Source organism: Enterococcus sp. E4-223, from assembly GCF_035727065.1.
GTDB lineage: Bacteria > Bacillota > Bacilli > Lactobacillales > Enterococcaceae > Enterococcus_B > Enterococcus_B faecium.
The window spans coordinates 52,034-73,085 of record NZ_JAPMLH010000003.1 but is presented as its reverse complement, the minus strand read 5'-3'; the positions used below and the strand labels follow the sequence as shown (position 1 = coordinate 73,085).

Annotated in this window: 20 protein-coding genes and 1 pseudogene; 5 read left to right on the top strand and 16 right to left on the bottom strand. The window is 38.1% G+C overall.

What is annotated here, in order from left to right; translation table 11 throughout:
• The first annotated feature begins 4 nt into the window (after nucleotides 1-4).
• The gene (locus OS139_RS05445) at nucleotides 5-1,189 is read left to right on the top strand and encodes a hypothetical protein (RefSeq protein WP_002332107.1); all 1,185 of its coding nucleotides are present in this window, start codon (nucleotides 5-7) and stop codon (nucleotides 1,187-1,189) included.
• Nucleotides 1,186-1,983, top strand: a complete 798-nt coding sequence (locus tag OS139_RS05440; RefSeq protein ID WP_002289232.1) for a TPM domain-containing protein — start codon at nucleotides 1,186-1,188, stop codon at nucleotides 1,981-1,983. The genes OS139_RS05445 and OS139_RS05440 overlap by 4 nt, the downstream gene beginning before the upstream one ends.
• 442 nt (nucleotides 1,984-2,425) lie before the next feature.
• Here OS139_RS05440 and OS139_RS05435 read toward each other — a convergent pair whose 3' ends face one another.
• On the bottom strand, nucleotides 2,426-3,082 hold the full coding sequence (locus tag OS139_RS05435) for a Crp/Fnr family transcriptional regulator (RefSeq protein ID WP_002289231.1): 657 nt from the start codon (nucleotides 3,080-3,082) through the stop codon (nucleotides 2,426-2,428).
• Nucleotides 3,083-3,274: 192 nt separating this feature from the next.
• On the opposite strand from OS139_RS05435, the gene OS139_RS05430 reads away from it, so the two are divergent.
• Nucleotides 3,275-3,553: a hypothetical protein gene (locus OS139_RS05430; RefSeq protein WP_002289230.1), complete on the top strand. Its 279-nt coding sequence runs from the start codon at nucleotides 3,275-3,277 to the stop codon at nucleotides 3,551-3,553.
• Between the two features lie 18 nt (nucleotides 3,554-3,571).
• Nucleotides 3,572-4,780: an MFS transporter gene (locus OS139_RS05425; protein ID WP_002332108.1), complete on the top strand. Its 1,209-nt coding sequence runs from the start codon at nucleotides 3,572-3,574 to the stop codon at nucleotides 4,778-4,780.
• A 147-nt stretch (nucleotides 4,781-4,927) separates the two neighbouring features.
• On the opposite strand, the gene OS139_RS05420 is transcribed toward OS139_RS05425, so the two are convergent.
• From OS139_RS05420 to OS139_RS05365, 12 genes and pseudogenes are all read right to left on the bottom strand, one after another.
• On the bottom strand, nucleotides 4,928-5,293 hold the full coding sequence (locus tag OS139_RS05420) for a DUF2512 family protein (RefSeq protein ID WP_002289228.1): 366 nt from the start codon (nucleotides 5,291-5,293) through the stop codon (nucleotides 4,928-4,930).
• A 146-nt stretch (nucleotides 5,294-5,439) separates the two neighbouring features.
• Nucleotides 5,440-6,213, bottom strand: coding sequence for a DeoR/GlpR family DNA-binding transcription regulator (locus OS139_RS05415; RefSeq protein ID WP_016628024.1), 774 nt, complete (start codon nucleotides 6,211-6,213; stop codon nucleotides 5,440-5,442).
• A 173-nt stretch (nucleotides 6,214-6,386) separates the two neighbouring features.
• On the bottom strand, nucleotides 6,387-7,247 hold the full coding sequence (locus OS139_RS05410) for a ketose-bisphosphate aldolase (RefSeq protein WP_002332110.1): 861 nt from the start codon (nucleotides 7,245-7,247) through the stop codon (nucleotides 6,387-6,389).
• Nucleotides 7,247-8,665 (bottom strand): PTS fructose transporter subunit IIC, encoded by a 1,419-nt coding sequence (locus OS139_RS05405; RefSeq protein ID WP_325066827.1) that lies wholly within the window; start codon nucleotides 8,663-8,665, stop codon nucleotides 7,247-7,249. Before OS139_RS05405 ends, OS139_RS05410 begins: the two co-directional genes overlap by 1 nt.
• A gap of 56 nt (nucleotides 8,666-8,721) precedes the next feature.
• Nucleotides 8,722-9,171, bottom strand: coding sequence for a PTS sugar transporter subunit IIA (locus tag OS139_RS05400; RefSeq protein WP_002332112.1), 450 nt, complete (start codon nucleotides 9,169-9,171; stop codon nucleotides 8,722-8,724).
• Nucleotides 9,172-9,617: 446 nt separating this feature from the next.
• Nucleotides 9,618-9,881, bottom strand: coding sequence for a type B 50S ribosomal protein L31 (locus OS139_RS05395; protein ID WP_002290330.1), 264 nt, complete (start codon nucleotides 9,879-9,881; stop codon nucleotides 9,618-9,620).
• A gap of 98 nt (nucleotides 9,882-9,979) precedes the next feature.
• Complete coding sequence (rho, locus tag OS139_RS05390; RefSeq protein WP_002290332.1) at nucleotides 9,980-11,275, bottom strand: transcription termination factor Rho; 1,296 nt, start codon at nucleotides 11,273-11,275, stop codon at nucleotides 9,980-9,982.
• Nucleotides 11,272-12,543 (bottom strand): UDP-N-acetylglucosamine 1-carboxyvinyltransferase, encoded by a 1,272-nt coding sequence (locus OS139_RS05385; protein ID WP_002299679.1) that lies wholly within the window; start codon nucleotides 12,541-12,543, stop codon nucleotides 11,272-11,274. The genes rho and OS139_RS05385 overlap by 4 nt, the downstream gene beginning before the upstream one ends.
• 152 nt (nucleotides 12,544-12,695) lie before the next feature.
• Nucleotides 12,696-13,357, bottom strand: a pseudogene (gene ddcY / locus OS139_RS05380) (D-alanyl-D-alanine carboxypeptidase DdcY).
• A 103-nt stretch (nucleotides 13,358-13,460) separates the two neighbouring features.
• Nucleotides 13,461-14,576 (bottom strand): sensor histidine kinase, encoded by a 1,116-nt coding sequence (locus OS139_RS05375; RefSeq protein ID WP_002299677.1) that lies wholly within the window; start codon nucleotides 14,574-14,576, stop codon nucleotides 13,461-13,463.
• On the bottom strand, nucleotides 14,569-15,270 hold the full coding sequence (gene vanR / locus OS139_RS05370; RefSeq protein ID WP_002332115.1) for a VanR-ABDEGLN family response regulator transcription factor: 702 nt from the start codon (nucleotides 15,268-15,270) through the stop codon (nucleotides 14,569-14,571). The genes OS139_RS05375 and vanR overlap by 8 nt, the downstream gene beginning before the upstream one ends.
• A gap of 467 nt (nucleotides 15,271-15,737) precedes the next feature.
• Nucleotides 15,738-16,607, bottom strand: a complete 870-nt coding sequence (locus OS139_RS05365) for a class II fructose-bisphosphate aldolase (protein WP_002294057.1) — start codon at nucleotides 16,605-16,607, stop codon at nucleotides 15,738-15,740.
• 102 nt (nucleotides 16,608-16,709) lie between these two features.
• Here OS139_RS05365 and OS139_RS05360 point away from each other — a divergent pair, with 102 nt between their 5' ends.
• Complete coding sequence (locus OS139_RS05360; RefSeq protein ID WP_002294058.1) at nucleotides 16,710-16,922, top strand: hypothetical protein; 213 nt, start codon at nucleotides 16,710-16,712, stop codon at nucleotides 16,920-16,922.
• Here OS139_RS05360 and OS139_RS05355 read toward each other — a convergent pair.
• From OS139_RS05355 to glnA, 3 genes are all read right to left on the bottom strand, one after another.
• Nucleotides 16,899-18,509, bottom strand: a complete 1,611-nt coding sequence (locus OS139_RS05355; protein WP_002286999.1) for a CTP synthase — start codon at nucleotides 18,507-18,509, stop codon at nucleotides 16,899-16,901. The genes OS139_RS05360 and OS139_RS05355 overlap by 24 nt on opposite strands.
• Before the next feature lie 221 nt (nucleotides 18,510-18,730).
• Nucleotides 18,731-18,976 carry a hypothetical protein gene (locus OS139_RS05350; protein WP_002326505.1) on the bottom strand — a complete coding sequence of 82 codons (246 nt, stop codon included), beginning with the start codon at nucleotides 18,974-18,976 and terminating at the stop codon, nucleotides 18,731-18,733.
• Between the two features lie 725 nt (nucleotides 18,977-19,701).
• Complete coding sequence (gene glnA / locus OS139_RS05345; RefSeq protein WP_002287001.1) at nucleotides 19,702-21,042, bottom strand: type I glutamate--ammonia ligase; 1,341 nt, start codon at nucleotides 21,040-21,042, stop codon at nucleotides 19,702-19,704.
• Nucleotides 21,043-21,052: the final 10 nt, after the last annotated feature.

The window sequence follows — 21,052 nt, the reverse complement described above, 5'->3', positions numbered from 1 at the left end:
GCTGATGGATGTTCTTACACATAAATGTCCTAATTGCGGCGGTCCGTTGACTTTTGATCCCAAAGACCAAAAATTTCATTGCGAATACTGCCTGAATATCTATACAGAAGAAGAAGTCAGCCAATATGAGCAAAAGCAAAAAGAAGCGCGTATGGCTGGCGAAGAAAGCAAAGAAGAACCTTCACCTACCGAAGATTTTACTTTTACAGCCCAAGAACAGCTTGCCGATATGAATGAAGCCGAGCGCAAAGCGGTTGACGAGGCAGGCGGTTTTTCAGATACAGCGGACGAATCTGCAGATAATACCGCAGCGATGGATCTTTTTCTTTGTCCCAACTGTGGTGCAGAGATCGTGACTGATGCGACAACTGCTGCGACTTATTGTTACTACTGCCATAATCCCGTCGTACTATCGGGACGTTTAAGCGGAGAATTCTTGCCAAATAAAGTACTTCCTTTTGCTGTCGAGAAAGAAGAAGCAATCAACAGATTTCTCGCTTGGACCAAGAAAAAATGGTTTGTTCCCAAAGCTTTTTTCAATAAGGATCAAATCGATAAGTTGACAGGTGTGTATTTCCCTTATTGGGCTACAGATGCTGAAGTAGATGGTGCCATGCAGGCGAATGGTACAGTTATCCGCATATGGCGGATAGGTGACATCGAATACACAGAAACGAAGCAATTTGCTGTTTCAAGAGCAGGCAAGCTTTCTTTTAAAGAACTAGTAAAAAATGCCTTATCAAAAAATATGCAACAAAAGATGGTTGAAGGCGTGCAACCTTTCCCGTTAGATAAAGCAATTGATTTTAAAAGCCAGTATTTAGCCGGGTTCCAAGCAGAAAAAAGAGATATCGAATATGAGGCAATCAAATCACAGATTCAATCTGAATTAAAAGACTATTCAGAGAAGCTGTTAAAAGATACCGCAAATGGATATACAACATTGACCAGTGTGCGAACTTCTGCTTCAATCACAAACGAAGTAAATAATTACGTATTACTGCCGGTATGGCTTGTTACTTATCGAAGCAATGACTCAAGTAAAAAAGTCTACTACTATGCAATGAATGGACAAACAGGAAAGGTCAGCGGTGTCCTGCCGATCAGCCAGAAAAAATTGGGACTGACCGCTCTTGGGATTTTCGCTGGGCTAGCGATCCTCTTTCTGATCGGAGGTTACTTGATATGATGAAAAAATTTTTTTTATTCTTTCTTTTGCTAGTAAGTGTTGGCTGGCCGGTGGCTACTCATGCAGATACAGCTACGGTAAATGATGAGGCTGGGTTATTTACAACAGATCAAATCCAATCTTTGGAACAACAGGCAGAAAAGCTGAATGAAAAAATCAAAGGACGAGTCTTGATCGTAACGACTACATCTAATTCAGAAGAACCAAGAGACTTTGCTGATAATTACTTAAGAGACGCAGTCGGAAATGATCAAAATGGCTCAGTATTGCTATTAGATATGGGACAGCGTGAAATCTACATTTCGACTTCTGGTAATATGATCGATTATTTGACTGACAGCAGAATCGATTCGATATTAGATGATGTTTATGATCAGATGACAAATGCTGCCTATTACAATGCTGCAAAAGCTTACCTGTCTAAATCAGCAACATATGTGGAAGACGGAGTTCCAGGAGGACATTATCGTGTAGACGAAGAAACTGGCAAAATTACACGCTATAAGGTTTTGACGACAGTAGAAATCATCATAGCTGTTGTTTTGGCTCTTATCCTTAGTCTTGTCTTTTATTTTGTGACTGTTTCGCGTTATCAATTGAAATCAGGCATCTACAAATATCCATTCCGAGAAAAATCCAGTATCAAATTAACTGAAAAAACCGATCGTCTGACAAATTCTTTTGTCACGACAAGAAGAATCCCCAAAAGCCCACCTCCTGGAAGCGGCGGTGGCGGAAGTACTACCCATTCTAGCGGTGGCGGGACTTTTGGCGGTGGCGGCAGAAGTTTCTAAAAATTGCTAAATGAATGTTCGCAAAAAAAGGGCTGTGACAAAAATCGTGTCACAGCCCCTTTTGTTGCAAATAAACGGCGTTCAAAAGCTTACATCTACGGTGATAAGTCCAGCCAAGTTAAAAACATAAGAGACTGTTTTTACTTGGCTCTTCTTATTACTTGATGCAGAACAGCTTTTTCACAACCTCTTCCTTAAACGGTGTTCTCCTACCAACTCCTCGGTCACAAGTCACAATATTCATCAAACATGAAAAGCTGTTTTTTGAAATTGTTCCTTGTGACTCAGAGTTAAACGGCAGGCTCACAACCTCTTGGTAAACGGTGTTCAATCAGCTGACCCTCGGTATTAGCTCAAAAAACGGCAAAATATGAGGAACTATTTTTCCGTTTGTTTCTCTAATACTCAGGTCAAAACGCTGATTTCACAACCTCTTTGTTCATCAAAAGATAATATTGTCTTCTAACAAGTCCATATTCAAAATAACGATATGATGGTCTTTAACGGTGATAATACCATCTTTTTTCAGTTGTTTTAAAATTCTGTTCACACTGCTAGCAGTTGAGATGCCACAAAATTTGGCGATTTCTTCATTCGTGATCGAAAAATCGATCAGCATCCCTTCTTCTGTCCGCACACCGAATAAATCATATAATTCGTAAAGTTGCGTACAAACAGCTCCCAGCTTTCCATTTAATAGCATTTGCTGCATTTTTTTCATCGAATAAAGCAGACGATAGCGGTAATACTCTTTTACATAGTGTTGTAGCTTTGGGTCTTGGTTGATATTTTGCCAAAAGCGCACACGATTGATTCGATAAAACTCTGCATATTCTGATTCAACTCGAATATTATACGGCGAATCGATGAATTGTGAATATTCGTCTTTTAAAAGAGAGACGATTTCAAGATCTTTGATATAGCGAAGGTTAAATTCTCTCCCATCATTTGAAATAACACTTGCTTTTACCGTTCCCTCTTTCAAGATATACGTATGGGAATCTTCCATCCCTTCGAATGTCAAATATTTATGATATCCTTTGCGTATAATCGGAAAATCATTTTTATCCAAATATTCCTTTAAGACTCTACTATCCAATGATGCTCCCCCATCCAAACTTTCATCTAAAAAGATCATACAGTACTTTAAAACTTTTTAAAGTCCAAAGGTATTTTACTAATGATATTAACATTTGTTAAGTACCTTTTTCCATCACTTATGCGATTTTTTTCCTTTTTTTTATTCGTTATACTGCAGAAGTAAAATTTTTTAAGAATAGAGGGAAAAAACATGAATTACTGGATGAACACAATCATTAATCGATTAGAAACAGCATATCAAACAAGATTTGATATGAAAGCTTCTTTAGTCTTTTTAAATGATGCGTATCAAAACTCGATCGAATTGATCAAAGCAGTGGATGAGAATCCAACAAACGAATGCGAAGAATTTTTAAATCTGTTTATGTCTACAAGAGATTTATTTATTCGCCAACTTGTTGATCGCTATCCATCCAATTATCACGATGTAGAAGTTCAAATACAAAAATTAAAAGCATATTCAGCTTAAGGGGAATGTATAACATACATGGAAAAGAAATTATTTAATAAATATTTTATTGGAATCACATTGATCAATTTTATTGTCTACCTGATTTATTATCTGTTGATGGTCATCATGGCAGTCATTGCGCAAGACACCTTACGCGCCAGCTTGAGCCAAGCAGGTTTTGCTTCTGGGATCTATATCATCGGAACATTGCTGGCACGCTTATTCATGGGGAAACAGTTAGAACTATTTGGTCGGAAGTTTACCTTAAGAGGCGGCGCGATCTTCTATCTCCTTTCAACATTAGCATATCTTTATACGCCAACTATCGGGGCATTGTATTTAGTTCGATTCTTGAATGGATTCGGCTACGGTACAGTTTCTACAGCTACAAATGCTATTGTTACTGCATATATCCCTGCATCTAAAAAAGGGGAAGGCATCAATTATTATGGATTAAGTACTAGTTTAGCTGCCGCTGTTGGGCCATTTTTAGGAATGATTTTGCTGAACATGACTGATTTTCGTTTCATTATCTGGTTTTCAATTGTACTGGTCTTCTTTGTTACGATTGCCTGCCTTGTCTTTCCTGTAAAAAATATTCCATTATCTGAAGAACAAAAAATATCTCTTCGCTCATGGAATATCAATAGTTTTATTGAAAAGAAAGCACTTTTCATTACAGGAATCGCCTTTTTGATGGGTCTTTCTTATTCAAGTGTTTTATCATTTTTATCTTCTTATACAAAAGTAATCCACTTAGTTGCTGCTGGGTCATTTTTCTTCGTCGTATATGCTTTGGTCATCACATTTACACGTCCATTGACTGGAAGGATTTTCGATGTCAAAGGAGAACAATACGTGATGTATCCTAGCTATTTATTCTTAACAGCAGGATTATTTTTACTGAGTGTAACGACGAATAGTGTGACATTGCTTATCTCTGGAGCATTAGTCGGCCTAGGTTATGGTACGTTTATGTCAAATGGACAGGCTGTTTGTTTAAAAATCGTCCGCGAACATCGAATCAGTATTGCTTTATCTACCTACTTTATTGGTTTAGACCTAGGCTTAGGCGTTGGTCCTTATTTGATGGGGATGCTAAAATCTCTTACTTCATTTAGAGGATTGTATGTGATTGCCGGAGTCATTCCATTGATATGTACAGCACTCTATCTTGTTAATGGCCGAAAACATAGTCATGAAGCAGAGGGCGAATTGATTGAATCATTGAAAAATGAAATTTGATCTTGATGAATAGATAAAAAAAACCGTTCAGATCTGAAAATGATCTGAGCGGTTTTTTGAGTAAAAATAGTTTATGATTATTCTTAATTAAACATCTATTTATTTTTAAAGCTTTCATTTATCGATAAGAATAGTTTAACTGTTGATTTATTCCATTTTCCGTTCATCTGGTACGATGCCTTGACTTAGCAACCACTTGTGGAAGAACCATTCTGCCACACCGATCAATAGAGCAGGAATCAATACTTTCATCCAAATATCGACTGTATCATTCATAAAATATAGATAGAGCCACAAGATAACTGCAGCTGAACCAGCATCTGCGATCGTCGCTGCGATGTTCCCTACTTTACGTAAGATCAACAGATCCCCTAGCACATAGATCATGACTACAATAATTACCCCAACAATCGTTGAATCCATAAAGCTAACACCGTATAAACCTGTCAGCACGACCCACAGAATCGCCCAGATCATGATTGCCTTCACTACCAACGCCTTCACATGTTTCATTTTCTGCACTCCTTTCTCCTGGATAAAAAAGTAAGATTATCTAACAAGATAACCTTTTCATTATTATACCATCGGCTGAGAGAAGCGAGCAAAGATAAGGTCCTATCTAAAAATGAGGAAGCCACTTAGAACATTCACGTAATAATTTATCCGTACAGACATTCGATATGGTGTTCTTTTACTTTCGCATACTGTTCTTTTGTCAGTTCTTTACTTGTCACCAGATAATCGATTTCATGAAAAGCAATGGCTTGATGCATGAATTTATGTGCAATTTTTTGCTGTGTAACTAAAACGGCAAGCCGATCTGATTGTTTTCTAAAAGCTTTTTTGACCATTGCCTCTCCTTCATGAGTTTCTGTTACTCCTTGGCTGAAATCTAGCCCGCGACAACTCATTATCGCTAAATCCGCATAATATGACAATGCATCGTTATAGGCTTTTGAACCGTTGATTGTTGCTCGTTTCGGAACAATTGCCCCTCCCAATACAGATACTTTTGCCGTTGTGTATTCACTCAACATAGCAGCTGTGACGATGCCATTCGTAATGATCTGCAAACCATCAAATCTTGCTAGGTTTCTGACTAAGTGTAAAGAGGTTGTACTGGAATCCAAGAATAAGACCATATCATCTCGAATCAAAGAAGAAGCTGTATCTGCAATCTTACGTTTTTCTGTTTCTTCTTCTAATTTGGTGATCTTCATCAGGTAAGGCACGTCAATTTTTCGATTGTCAACAAGCATGGCGCCACCGCGAACTCTACGGATCAATCCACTTTTTTCCAGACAAACAAGGTCACGTTTAATCGTGGCTTCGCTATAATTTACTAACTCGATCAAATCGGTAACTCTTGCAAATTGGTTGTTTTTTAGATAATTCACAATCTCCTGCTGTCTATTCTCCACTTCATTCAACATAAAATCACCCCATTTACTTTATATAGTAACAGGAAAAAAGAGGTTGTGACAGAAGTGATTGGCTTCGATAAATAAGAAGAAATTTTTCGAAAAAACTACTTCTGAACATCGTGTGTGGTTAAGAGGGTATGACAAGACTATTGTCATACCCTCTTGATCATACATTTTTATTTTTAGTATAAGCTAGCCTTGCCTACTGTGTTCAAAATTTCCATTTTATGTTTGACTACTTCTTGTACCTTTTTATTAGCTGCTGGATAAATTGCATTCGGTTCGTACATCGATGGATTTTCACTCAATATTTCTCTCAAAGCATTGAAAAAGACGCTTTTAAGATCTGAGCTCAAATTCACTTTGGCAACTCCGTATTTTACAGCTTCGCTGACTTCTGCGTCCGGATTACCTGAACCGCCATGTAAAACAAATGGAAGATCGATTTGTTGGTTCAATTCTTTCAGTAAGTCGATATTTAATTTTGGAGTTCTGTTTTTCGGATACAAGCCATGCGCTGTTCCAATTGCTACAGCAAGTGTATCGATTCCTGTTTCTTTCACAAAAATCTTCGCTTGATCAGGATCTGTATAAATGATTGTTTCAGCACCTCCTTCAGCAGAACCATTATTCCCAATCGTTCCAAGCTCAGCCTCCACTGAGACATTTACCGCATGAGCTAACGCAACCACTTTTTTCGTAATCTGTACATTGTCGTCGAATGATTTCAAAGACGCATCGATCATCACGGAAGAATAGCCGTTTCGAATCGCCCGTAAGATATCTTCTATCGTACCGCCATGATCCAAGTGGATAACGATCGGCAGTTTACTTGTATAAGCATAGGCTCTTACTGCCGCAACAAACTCATCACTTAAATAGGCGATTTCATCAGGATGAATTTCTAAGATTACTGGTGCTTCTAATCTCTCTGCTTCTTCGCTGATTGCTTTCATCATATCATAGCTGCAAATATTGAAGGCTGGTACTGCAAATTGATTCTCTTTAGCCACTTTCAATAACTCTTTCATTGTATATAACATTACGCTTCCACCTCATTTGTTAGATTTTCATTTTTCGTCCACTTGTCTTGTTTTTTCTCTTTCACTGTTTTTTTCAATAGTCCAAGCATAAAGGCTGTAGTGACTGTACCTGATGCAATTGCCAAGACATACATAGGTAAATTGTTCATAACATTTGGAATTAGCATCACCCAAATCCCTCCATGAGGTGCCATTGAAGTTACTCCTGCTGCCATGGAAATCCCTGCAGCGACTGCTGAACCTGTCATCAAACTAGGTATCACGCGGATCGGGTCAGATACCGCAAACGGTATAGCGCCTTCTGTAATATACGAAGCGCCTAAAATCCAGCATGATTGACCTGAAGTCCGTTCTTCTTTGGTAAATTTATGTTTGAATAATAAAGTGGCTAAAGCAATACCTAGGGGAGGTGTCATTCCTGCAGCCATACAAGCAGCAATCGGTGCATTTACTCCAGCTGACATCAAACCGATCGAGAAAGTCGAAATCGATTTATTGATCGGCCCACCCATATCAGCTGCCATCATGATCCCGATAAGTAATCCGAACAATAGCCCGGATGTATTTCCCAAGCTATTCAGCCAATTTGTCAAAGCATCCAACACCCATGTGATCGGTTGTTCAATCACAAATACCATCAAAAGCCCAATAATTAAGATCGATAAAAGGGGGACGACAATCAGCTGATAAATAGCAGAAAATTCTTTTTTTACGCTGATTTTATTTGCCAGAAAATCACAGATATACCCTGCTAGCACGCCACCAATCATTCCGCCAAGAAAACCTGAACCACCTGTAGAGGCCAGTAATCCGGCAACAATTCCTGGGGCAAAACCTGCTTTTCCAGCAATCGATGTAGCAATCCCCGCGCCTAACGCAGGAACCATCATGGCAAACGCTGTATCTCCTCCGATCCTTGAAAATGCAGCTGCTAACACATTATAGTCTGCTGAGTTGGGATCAGCCGCTGTAATCCCAAAGGCAAAACTCAGTGCGATGATGATTCCGCCTGCGATCACAAATGGAAGCATGTAATTCACACCATTCATGAAATGATTATAGATTGTCGGCTTTTTCTCATTTGCAGCTGGTTCTTTTTCATTAGACACAACTAATACGCCAATATCTCTCAATGCTTCGTCTATTACTACTTGCGGTTCTTTGATTGCTCGGCTTGTAGAGACACGCTTTACTTTTTTCCCGGCAAATCGGTCCAATTCGATTTCTTTATCTACTGCAAGAATGATTGCATCTGCCTCTTTGATTTCTTGTTCAGATAACTGATTTTCTGTTTTTACACCTTGTGTTTCGAATTTTGCTTGATGGTTTAGATTTCTTGCTGTTACTTCTAATTTTTCTGCCGACATATAAGTATGAGCAATTCCAGTCGGGCAAGCAGTTACACCAACGATTTTCATGATTATTTTCCTCCTTTTTCTTCACTATCGATACTCGGACAAAGACTCTACTATTTTCATTCTTGACTAATCTGTCTGATGATATCTGCTGGCGTAGTGGCTTCTTTTATTCCCTTTCTAAAATCTGCATTCATCAATCGTCTGGAGAGTGTGCTGAGAATCTCTAGATGCATATCTGCTGATTTTTCAGGAACTACGATGGCAAAAATATATTCAATTGGCATTTCATCTATCCCGCTATAGTCCGTTAATTTGGCTGTATGAAAAAAACACAGTGCTGGTTTTCTCACATATTTGCTTTTTGCATGGGGAATCCCAAATCCATCTTCTATTCCTGTGGAGATCTCCTCCTCTCGTTTGAATAGTGCCTTAACGACTTTTTGAACATTTCTTACCTTATTTGTTTTTTTCAACACATCCCCTATTCGCTCAAATAATGATCCTTTTGAATCTATCGATGGATCGAAAACAATCAGTTCTTCTTCGATCAATTGATCAAACCTCATAAAAAACCTCTCCCCCACAAAAAATGTTAACGTTTTCTTGGAACTGAGGTCAGTATAGCATCGCTAGCTGTACCGTTCAATATTATGAATGAACAGAGGAAAAAGACCCATTATCCGCGTGTATAAGTCATTAAAATGAACGATCTAGCTCACAAACAATCGCAAGTCTATAACAAAACAAAAAGCCTTCCTTGAAAGGAAAGCTTAGCTTCTAATTTTAGGTAAATGGTTTTTTACTTCGAAATAACCTTCTTTCATTTCGTTAATAAAAGGTGTCTTTATCATGTTGATAGTCAAAGCTATATACTATTTTTTTCATTGTTTTGCGCATTATGATCCTACGACTTTTTCAGCATCAAACGAAGTTTTAAATTGGCAAAAAAACATAAAAAAACAGACTATCCCTATCAGATAGTCTGCTAAACGTTGAGTTATCAGCGTTTTTATTATTCCGCAGCGTTTGCGTCTTTGAGACCGTATTTTTTGTTGAAACGGTCCACACGTCCGTCTGCTTGTGTGAATTTTTGACGTCCAGTGTAGAATGGATGTGAGTCAGAAGTTACTTCGACACGGATGACTGGGTATGTATTACCGTCTTCCCATTCAACTGTTTCTTGTGAAGTTTTTGTTGAACCTGACAAGAATTTGAAACCAGTTGTTGAATCCATGAATACTACTGGGTGGTAATCTGGATGGATGTTTTCTTTCATGATTTTTTCGCTCCTTTGCCCTGCTCCATTTGCTGAACCAGAGTTGATTTGTCGATTTACAACATTAACATCTTAACATGTTTTAGTCAAGGTTGCAATTATCTTTTCAGATTTCTGGTCGGATTTTTTTTACCAAAGGAGACATCTTGAAATTCTTTGAAAAATTGCTGATTGTTTTTTGTTTTACGCAAAAAGCGGATCAGTTGTTCCGTATATTCTAATGAGTCTCCAGTCATATTTTTTCGAAGTTTCCAGATTTCTTCTAATTCTTCACTTGGCATCAATAATTCTTCTTTTCGGGTACCTGATTTTTTGATATCGATGGCTGGGAAGATCCGACGCTCGGATAACTCGCGTGAAAGTTGTAATTCTAGATTTCCAGTTCCCTTGAATTCTTCATAGATCACGTCATCCATACGGCTTCCTGTATCGACTAAAGCGGTCGCTAAAATCGTCAAACTGCCACCTTCTTCGATGTTTCTTGCTGCCCCGAAAAATTTCTTAGGTTTATACAATGCGGCTGGGTCAATCCCGCCACTCAATGTACGTCCGCTTGGTGGAACAACTAAGTTATAAGCTCGAGCAAGTCTAGTAATGCTATCCATCAAGATAACGACATCTCGTTTATCTTCGACTAAACGCATAGCACGCTCCAATACTAATTCAGAAACTCGAGTATGGTTTTGCGGCTGCAGATCAAATGTTGAAGATACCACGTCGCCTTTCACGCTTCGTTCTAAGTCAGTTACTTCTTCCGGTCGTTCATCAATCAGTAGAACGATCAATTCTACTTCCGGATAGTTTTCTGTGATGCCATTCGCGATTTCTTTTAATACAGAAGTTTTCCCTGCTTTTGGCGGTGCGACGATCAATCCACGCTGACCAAAACCGATTGGAGAAAAGATATCGATCATTCGGGTAGATAGTCTTTGCGGTGTTGTTTCCAGTTGAAGCTGTCTTTGCGGATAAAGAGGTGTTAAGGCTGGAAAATGCGGACGTTCTTTTGCTTCTTCCGGATCTTTTCCATTAACGCTTTCCACGTGCATCAAACCATAATAACGTTCCGATTCTTTAGGTGGACGGGCTTTTCCTGCCACTTTGTCCCCATTTCTCAAACTGAATCGTCTGATTTGTGAGGCAGAAATATAGATATCTTCTGCACTTGGTCCATAATTGATTGGCCGTAAAAAACCGTAACCATCTTGACCAACGATATCCAATATTCCTTCCATATAATAAAATCCTTGTTTCTCTGCTTGTGCACGAATCACAGCTAGAGATAATTCCTTTTTGTTCATCTTACTGTAATAAGGAATTTTAAATTCTTTGGCATAACTATAAACTTCTTTTAACGTTTTGTTCTCTAGTTCTGCCATTGTCAAATAATCGCTCATTCAGCTCCCACTTCCTCTATCATTTCAATTGATGCCCCTAAGGCTGTTAGTTTCTCGATAATATGATCATAACCGCGTAAGATATAATCTACATTGTAAATCGTCGTTGTCCCTTCTGCCAATAGTCCAGCAATCACTAAACAAGCACCTGCCCGAAGATCAGAAGCCACGACTTCTGTGCCGTGAAGTTTATTTGGACCATTCACGATGATCATATTTCCTTCCACGGTAATATCAGCGCCCATTCGTGCTAGTTCCGGCACATGATTCACACGTTTCGCATAGATCGTATCGATGATTTCTGAAGTGCCTGTAGTCATCAATAGTAACGCAGTAAGTGGCTGCTGCAGATCTGTGGCAAATCCTGGATAAGGATAGGTCATGATGTTTGCGGGTTTTAATTCTTTCGAGGGGTAAACTTCGATTTCATCTTCGCTGATTTTCATATGGACACCAATTTCCTGCAATTTTGCTATAAAGCTTTCCAAATGTTCAAAGATCACATTTTTCACTTTGATACCATTTCCTACTGCAGCTGCTAATGCTAGATAGGTTCCTGCTTCGATGCGGTCAGGAATCATGAAATGCCGACAGCCATGTAATGTTTCGACTCCTTCGATACGGATCACATCTGTACCCGCTCCTCGAACTTTTGCCCCCATATTATTCAGTAAAGTTGCCACATCTATGATTTCCGGTTCTCGTGCAGCGTTTTCAATTACTGTCTGTCCTTTTGCTTTTACAGCAGCTAACATCACATTGATCGTTGCTCCGACTGAAACCACGTCCATGAAAATCCGATTGCCACGCAATCCTTTATTTTCTGTCCGTAAATACATGGCACCATGTTCATTTGTCACTTCAGCACCTAGAGCTTCAAATCCTTTGACGTGTAGATCAATCGGTCTAGGGCCTAAATAACAGCCACCTGGCAGGCCTACTACCGCTTCGCCAAATTTACCAAGCAGTGTTCCCATAAAATAATAAGAAGCACGCAAACTATTGATTTTTCCGTGCGGCATCGGAATCGATACGATTTCTCGAGGATCGATTTCTAGTATGTTGTTGGAAAAATGGACAGTTGCGCCCATGATCTCTAAAATTTCAATTAATGAATGAACATCTTGTATGTCCGGCACACCTTCCAAGATCACTGGGGAATCAGCTAAGATTGCAGCTGGAATCAATGCGACTGCACTATTTTTTGCACCGCTGATCGTTACTTCACCAGCTAAAGGTCGGTTTCCTTTGATTACGATTTTTTTCATCTGTTTCCACCTTGTTTATTAATCTTTTTTCATGGATATGCTTGTATTTTATCATAGATAAAAAAAAGAAACGAGCATGGTCTGCCGTTTAAGTAAAAAAAAAGATCCCCGACTGAAGCAGATGGATCCGAGATCTTTTCAAAGCGAGGTACTTATTCTGTTTTCCCTAAATATTCTTCCAATGTTATCCCTGCCTCGGTTATTTTTTTGCTGCTTTTTTACCAACGTATCGATAATGCCATGGTTCGTAACCAACACCCGTAATATGCACTTTGTTTGATGGATAGCGTAAGATAAAACCATATTGATACGCGTTATCTGCTAACCATTCATACACTTCTTTGTCTGTAGAAATACTTGACTCAGCGTTGATATCTACTACTAATCCTAATTCATGTTCACTTGTGCCTGGTGCAGCTACCCATTTTGCTGCTTCTTCTTTTGCTTTTTGATTGGAATAGCCTTTTTCTTGAAAGGCGGCAATTTTATCTTCCATGATTTTTTCTTGATCTTCTGTCGTTCGAAAACTTGAAACGATTTTCGGATAGATTCCTTCTGCTCTTGCTGCATCAAGCATCAGCTGTAAGTCAGGATATATACGCTTGTCTACTGCTTGATCGTTGGATAGCTTTTGTAACTCCACTGTGTATCCTTGAGGTATTTTATGTTTTGCATTGACTAGTAGTAGATTCCATGAATCTCGTTCTTCTCCACATACTTGGATTTTTTGTGGTGTCTTTCTAAAAAATAGACCTATACTTGCTAATAAGACGATTAATAGGATTACAGCTACTGTCTTATACGATCTTTTCATTATTCTTGTCCTCCAACTAAAAAATCTTTGCTTTTCTTAGTAAGTTTACCAAGTAAAACAAAGACAATTTTCTGTTATTTAACAAGAATCTCTTACGATTTTCCTACGAAAGCGGCAAATCAATTGTGAAGCTTGTCTCTTCATCTTTACTTTGTGCAGTCAATTGGCCAGCATGAAGTTCAATGATTTGTTTGGCAATTGCTAATCCCAGTCCAGCTCCTCCTCGATTTGTTTGTCGTGCGGTGTCTAATCGGAAAAATTGTTCAAAAATCCTAGATAGTTTTTCAGGTGGAATAGTTGGACCTTGATTAGAGAAAATAATCTTAACCCGTTTCTTGTCTTGATCTGTTTTTGCCGAGAGTTTGATCACTGCTCCTTCATAGCTGTAGTTGATTGCGTTTTGTAAGAGATTATCAAAAACGCGCTGCATTTTATCGACATCAAAACGAATCGAAAGATCAGCTTCTAACTCACTTTCTAGAGTCAGCTGCTTGGAAGACAAAAGAGGCAAAAATTCATAACTTAGCTGTTCTAACATCATCTTCAGATGGACTTTTGTCGGCATCAATTCGATATTTGATAAATTGAACCGAGCAATTTCAAAGAACTCGTTGATCAGTTCTTCTAGTCTTTCTGCCTTATCTAAGGAAATTGATAGATAATGTTTTCTTAGTTCAGAAGAAATTTCCTGTTCATCTCGTAACAGTGTAAGATAGCCTATCACTGAAGTCAAAGGCGTCTTCAAGTCATGAGCTAAATAAACGATTAAGTCGTTTTTTCGTTGCTCCGCTTCTTTGGCTTGATGCTGACTCAAAACTACTTCCTGACGAATTTGATTCAATTCCCATTCAAACTCCTGTAGATCTTCAGAAAGTTTGAGAGGTTCTATTTGATTTTGATAAAGTTTCCTTGAAGCTTCAAGTACTTCATCCAACTGTGCCATACTTCTTGACCATGTTCTAAGTAAAATAACCAATCCTCCAGCTAGTAACGCAATCAAAACGACAAAAATATAATTTCTTTCTAGGTTTTTCGCAAATTGATAGAATCTATCCGACCATTCCCACGTATAGAGCCCGAATAAAAAGCGACTAACAAAAAAAAACATCATAAAAGCACTGATTGTTGCTACAGTAAAAATACTTAATTGTGTAGCTAATCGTTTCAGCAAGCGTTTTTTTAAACGTGAAGAATTTTTGGCATCACCTGTTTTATTCAACTTTATAGCCCACTCCCCAAACAGTTTTTATAAATTTTGGTTTGCGTGTTGGTTCTTTGAGTTTTTCACGCAAGCGTCCGATATGTGCCATGACTGTATTATTGTTGTCGAGAAATTTTTCTCCCCAAACGGCTTCAAACAGCTGTTCTGCTGGAACGACCTCGCCCTTTCGTTCGGCCAAATACCATAGGATAGCAAACTCCAAGGGTGTTAGAGAGATTGTTTCCCCATAAAGTGTACACGTATGTAGCGTTTGGTTAATGATTAGTCCGTGTATATCAATTTCTTTTATCGATTCTTCTGTCGAATAATCAACTTGAATGTTATATTTCTGAAAACGTCTTAACTGTGTTTTGATTAGCGCAACGACTTCTAAAGGATTGAAAGGCTTTGTGATATAATCATCTGCACCTAAAGTCAGACCAGTTATTTTATCTATGTCTTCTATTTTTGCTGTCAGCATAATCACAGGAAAAAAATGATTTTCTCTGATTTTTTGGACGATTTTAAATCCATCAATGTCTGGAAGCATCACATCTAATACAGCTAAATCAAATGATTCTCTTTCTATGCAGTCCAACGCTTCTTGTCCAAGATAAAATTTCTGTACTTCATATCCGTCATTTTTCAGGTAGACTTCGATCAAATCAGCAATTTCCTGTTCATCGTCTACCAATAATATTTTATCTGGCATCGTATTGTTTCACCACCACTAACAAATTTTCTAAATTATATCATATCCATGTCGACTATTATTAAAAACATTGTGCTATTTAATGTACTTGCCTTCGTATTTTCGTTATGTAATTGTCAATATTCTTTCATTATGTATCTATCTACTCATACGAATTCAGTTATCAATATTTATTTTAACTCATAAACTATAAGTAATCTTCATTTTTCCCTCAAAATTTTCTGATGATTTTCCTACAGATGTTTTTTAACAAAGATTCCTTTTATAAAAGGTTTCTATAACCTTGGAATAATAACTCTCTTATTGATAATTATAACTTTGCCTTTCTAAGGCGAATACCATCTACTAAAAAAAAACAAATAAATATGTTATTTAAAAACATAAAAAGAACGGGACAAAAATGTCCCGTTCTTTTTCTCACAACCGAATAAACAGTATTTGAGGGCTATTGATGCAGCTAAAACGAATTACGCTTTGTTAGCTGAACCGAACCAGTCGATATGAGATTTAGCATCTTCAACGATTGCTGCTTTACCTGGAGCTAATAATTTACGAGGGTCGAATCCTTTACCTTCTTTATCTTTACCAGCTTCGATATATTTACGAGTAGCTGCAGCAAATGATAATTGGAATTCAGTGTTAACATTTACTTTTGAGATACCCATTGAGATAGCTTTTTCGATTTGATCTTGAGGAATACCTGATCCGCCATGTAATACTAAAGGCATGTCTGGACCTACAGCATCAGCAATTGCTTGTAAGTGGTCAAAAGCTAATCCTTTCCAGTTTTCTGGATATTGACCATGGATGTTACCGATACCGCAAGCTAAGTAGTCGATACCTGTAGCAACCATTTGTTTGCATTCTTCAATATCAGCTAATTCGCCGTTACCGATGATTCCGTCTTCTTCTCCGCCGATTGAACCAACTTCACATTCAACTGAGATACCTTTTGCATGTGCTTTTTCAACAACGTCTTTAGCTAATTTCAAGTTTTCTTCAAATGGTAGATGTGAACCATCGAACATTACTGAAGTATAGCCTAATTCGATACATTCCAAAGCAGCTTCGTAGTCACCATGGTCTAAGTGGATAGCAACTGGAACAGTGATGTTCATTGCTTCAACTAAATCAGTGATTAAATCTTTACAGATTTTGTAACCACCCATGTATTTAGCTGCACCCATTGATGTTTGGATAAGTACTGGTGCTTGTTTTGCTTCAGCCGCTTCAAGGATTGCTTGAGTCCATTCCAAGTTGTTTGTGTTGAATCCGCCGACAGCGTAACCGCCTTTACGAGCAGCTTTTAAAAATTCAGCTCCTGATACTACTGGCATAATAAAATTCCTCCTAAGTTTTGTAAAACTAAATTTGTTAAGACAATTCTTAACCAACGACCCTATTTTACCAAACATTTCGGTAGTTTTCTACTAAAATCAATGAAAATGAAAATTTTCAAGAAGTTTTTTGCAAAAAATAAAATATCCAATAGCGCTTTAATCGAAAAAAGTCTTTTGCTTTCTATCTTTTTTCCTACAAATAATAACAAATCAGAAAAAGAGAAAAGTGACAAGAAAATTGCTTATCCCCTTCTCTTGCTACTTTTCTCTTTCTATCAAGTTCAAAAATTATTTTGTTTCGTGATCTGCTAATGATGCTCCGACAAATGCTTTGATTAATTTTTGCGGGCGATTTGGACGAGAAATCAATTCTGGGTGGAATTGGCATCCCACAAAGAATTTTTTCTCTGGCAGCTCTACGATTTCTACTAAACGGTTATCTGGTGAGACACCTGAAAAGACTAGCCCTTGTTCTTCAAACAATTGACGATATTTGTTGTTGAACTCATAGCGGTGACGGTGACGTTCTTGCACAACATCGGCTCCATCATATGCTTCAGCCGTCTTCGTTCCTTTTTTGATTTTACATGGGTATAATCCAAGGCGTAAAGTTCCACCCAAATTCTCGATGTTTTCCTGATCAGCCATTAAATCAATAATATTGTTTGCTGTATCTGGATTCGTTTCAGCTGATGACGCATCTTCTAATCCAACGACGTTACGTGCAAATTCGACACAAGCCATCTGCATACCAAGACAAATACCTAAAAACGGAACGTCATTTTCGCGAGCATAACGAATCGCTTCGATTTTCCCTTCTACTCCGCGATCACCAAATCCACCAGGAACCAAGATTCCATCTGCGTCTTTCAAACGTTCTTCTACATTTTCTCTCGTTAATTCTTGTGCTTTGATCCAATCGATCTCGATGTCTGAATTATAGGCGAAACCAGAATGTTTCAATGCTTCAACTACTGAGATATATGCATCTGGTAACTCGACATATTTACCGACAAGCGCAATCCGTACTTTTTTCTTCAAGTTCAAGACACGTTCTTCTAATTCTTTCCATTCTGTCATATCTGCTTCTGGTGTATCTAGTTTTAAATGGTCGCAAACAATTTGATCCATTCCTTGTGCTTGTAAAACTAATGGGATGGAGTAAAGTGTATCTACATCTGGCGACTCGATAACTGCTTCTGGTTCGACATCACAAAATTGTGCCAATTTATTTTTCACGCTTTGAGAAACAGGTTGCTCTGTACGTACCACCAAAATATTCGGTTGGATACCTAAACCACGTAGCTCTTTTACACTGTGCTGCGTTGGTTTAGTTTTCATTTCTCCAGCAGCTTTCAAGTAAGGAATCAATGTTGTATGGATATACATAACATTATCTGTACCTACATCTGCTTTCATTTGACGAAGTGCTTCAAGGAATGGCAAAGATTCTATATCCCCTACTGTTCCCCCTACTTCTGTAATGATCACATCTGAATCAGTCATTTTAGCTGCTCGCATGATTTTTTCTTTGATCTCATTTGTAATATGAGGAATAACTTGAACAGTTGCTCCCAAGTATTCGCCCTTACGTTCTTTACGCAAAACTTCAGAATAGATTTTTCCTGTCGTCACGTTGGAGTATTTGTTCAAATTGATGTCAATAAAACGTTCGTAGTGGCCCAGATCCAAATCTGTTTCAGCACCATCATCTGTTACGAATACTTCTCCGTGCTGATATGGGCTCATCGTCCCCGGATCCACGTTGATGTATGGATCAAATTTTTGGATAGTTACTTTTAAGCCGCGGTTTTTCAATAAGCGTCCTAAAGAAGCTGCAACAATCCCTTTTCCGATTGATGAAACGACACCGCCGGTCACAAAAATATATTTTGTCATAAGTTCAAAAACTCCTTTTTAATTTATGTGCAGGAAAAGTCTCAGAAAATAAACAAAGCTCCCTATTCTTCAATAAGAATAGGGAGCCGAAATTTCTGTAAACTTCTGACCCTCTAAAAGGGTGCCCAAGGTGTATAATACAAGCTGACTAAGGGAAAGTCAAGTACTCAAATGAATACTATCCGCTTACAATTTTTTCTTTTTCGATATCCTTTGAGAAATTATTTCTTAAGTCCTTTATGAGTGCAAAAAAAATTTAACCCACATAATAAGCTTGATATAAACATAGCTAACGTTAAACCTAAGCAAATCAGAAAATCGTTACTGAAAAATTTTAAGTGAAACAATAGATAAAAAAATAAAACAAACATTATGATAGATAATATCCCACCTAACAAAGAACTACTTTTTCCTACTTGTAGCAACAGTTTATATAGCTTATCGTAGAAACAATCTTTTTCTTTCACCCTTATTTACCTCCTTTACGTAAAAAACGTAGTCCACAGTTCTCGGATTTTTGGCATATCTTTTCTATTAAATAATATCAAAAACAAAACAGTTCCACTAATTTTTTCAAAGATGACCTTTTTTTCAACAAAAGTGCCTTGTAGGGATTCATTGAAGGTAACGAATCACATAAGTAAAAAATAAGGAGATGCGACAAAAGTCGTGCCTCCTTATTTCTAAATAAACGGTGTTCTCCTGCCAACTCCTCGGTCACAAGTCACAATATCCATCAAACATGAGAAGCTGTTTTTGAAATTGCTCCTTGTGACTCAGAGTTAAACGGCAGGCTTACGACCTCTTGATAAACGGTGTTCAAAAGCCAGTTTCTCGGTATCAAGCCAAATTTATGCAAAAATGTAGAAAGCCATTTTCACAAAATTTTTCTTAATACTCGAAACTAAACGTCTTTTTCAAAACCTCTTGGTAAACGGTGTTCAAAAGCTTGCATCTGCGGTAATAAGTTCAGCCAATTCAAAAACAAGAAAAGCTGTTTTTGCTTGGCTATTCTTATTACTTGTTGCAGGGCAGCTTTTTCACAACCTCTCCACTAAACGGTGTTCAATCAGCTGACCCTCGGTATTAGCTCAAAAAACGGCAAAATATGAGGAACTATTTTTCCGTTAGTTTCTCTAATACTCAGGTCAAAACGCTGATTTCACAACCTCTAATTCACGGTATTCCTGTTTTAATAAAGTTCTAGATATTGTTCTCTTTCCCACTCGGAAACAGTTTGTCTGAATGCCGCCCATTCGAGACGTTTTGCTTCAACAAAATTTGAGAAGATATGTTGTCCTAATGCGTCAATCATTACATTATCCTTACGCAATTCTTTGATAGCATTATGGATAGTTGAAGGTAAGTCCTGGATATGTGCAGCTTCTCTTTCTTCCTCATCCATTACATAAATGTTACGGTCAACAGCTGCTGGCGGTGTGATCTGATTACGGATACCGTCTAGTCCTGCTTGCAACAATACTGCCATTGCCAAGTATGGGTTTGCAGATGGATCAACTGACCGCAATTCCAAACGTGTGGATAAACCGCGAGATTCTGGTACACGTACTAATGGCGAACGATTACGGCCACTCCATGCGACATAAACAGGCGCTTCATAACCTGGAACGAGACGTTTATAAGAATTGACTGTTGGATTGCAAACGGCTGTGTAGGCACGAGCATGTTTCAGCAAACCACCTAAGAAATGATAAGCTGTTTCACTTAGTTCCAATTCACCGTCTTTATCATAGAAAACATTTCCTTCATCATTGAACAAAGACATATTGCAATGCATACCAGAACCATTGATCCCAAATAACGGTTTCGGCATGAAAGTCGCGTGAAGTCCATGCTTGCGTGCAATCGTTTTGACAACGAGCTTGAAGGTTTGGATATTATCACAAGCATCTACCACATCTGCATATTTAAAGTCAATTTCATGCTGTCCTGGCGCTACTTCATGATGTGAAGCTTCCACTTCAAAGCCTAGACTTTCTAATTCCAACACGATGTCACGGCGGCAATTTTCACCTAAATCTGTTGGTGCAAAATCAAAATAACCACCTTTATCATTCAAGGTCGTTGTGATCCCACCGTCTTCGTCTAATTTAAATAAGAAGAATTCTGGTTCAGGTCCTAAATTGAAAGAGGTAAAACCAAGGTCGCGCATATCTTTCAATGCTCGTTTCAAATTCCCGCGAGGATCGCCGGCAAATGGTGTCCCATCCGGATTATAGATATCACAAATTAAACGAGCAACTTTTCCATGAGCACTTTCCCATGGGAAGATCATCCAAGTGGAGAGATCTGGATACAAATACATATCGCTTTCTTCAATTCGAACAAATCCTTCAATCGAAGAACCGTCAAACATCATTTTGTTTTCTAATACTTTGTCGATCTGGCTCACTGGAACTTCTACATTTTTGATCGTACCTAAGATGTCTGTGAACATCAATCGTAAAAATCGTACGTTTTCTTCCTCAATGATTCGTTTGATTTCTTCACCTGTTATCTGTTTCTTTACCATGGTATCCCTC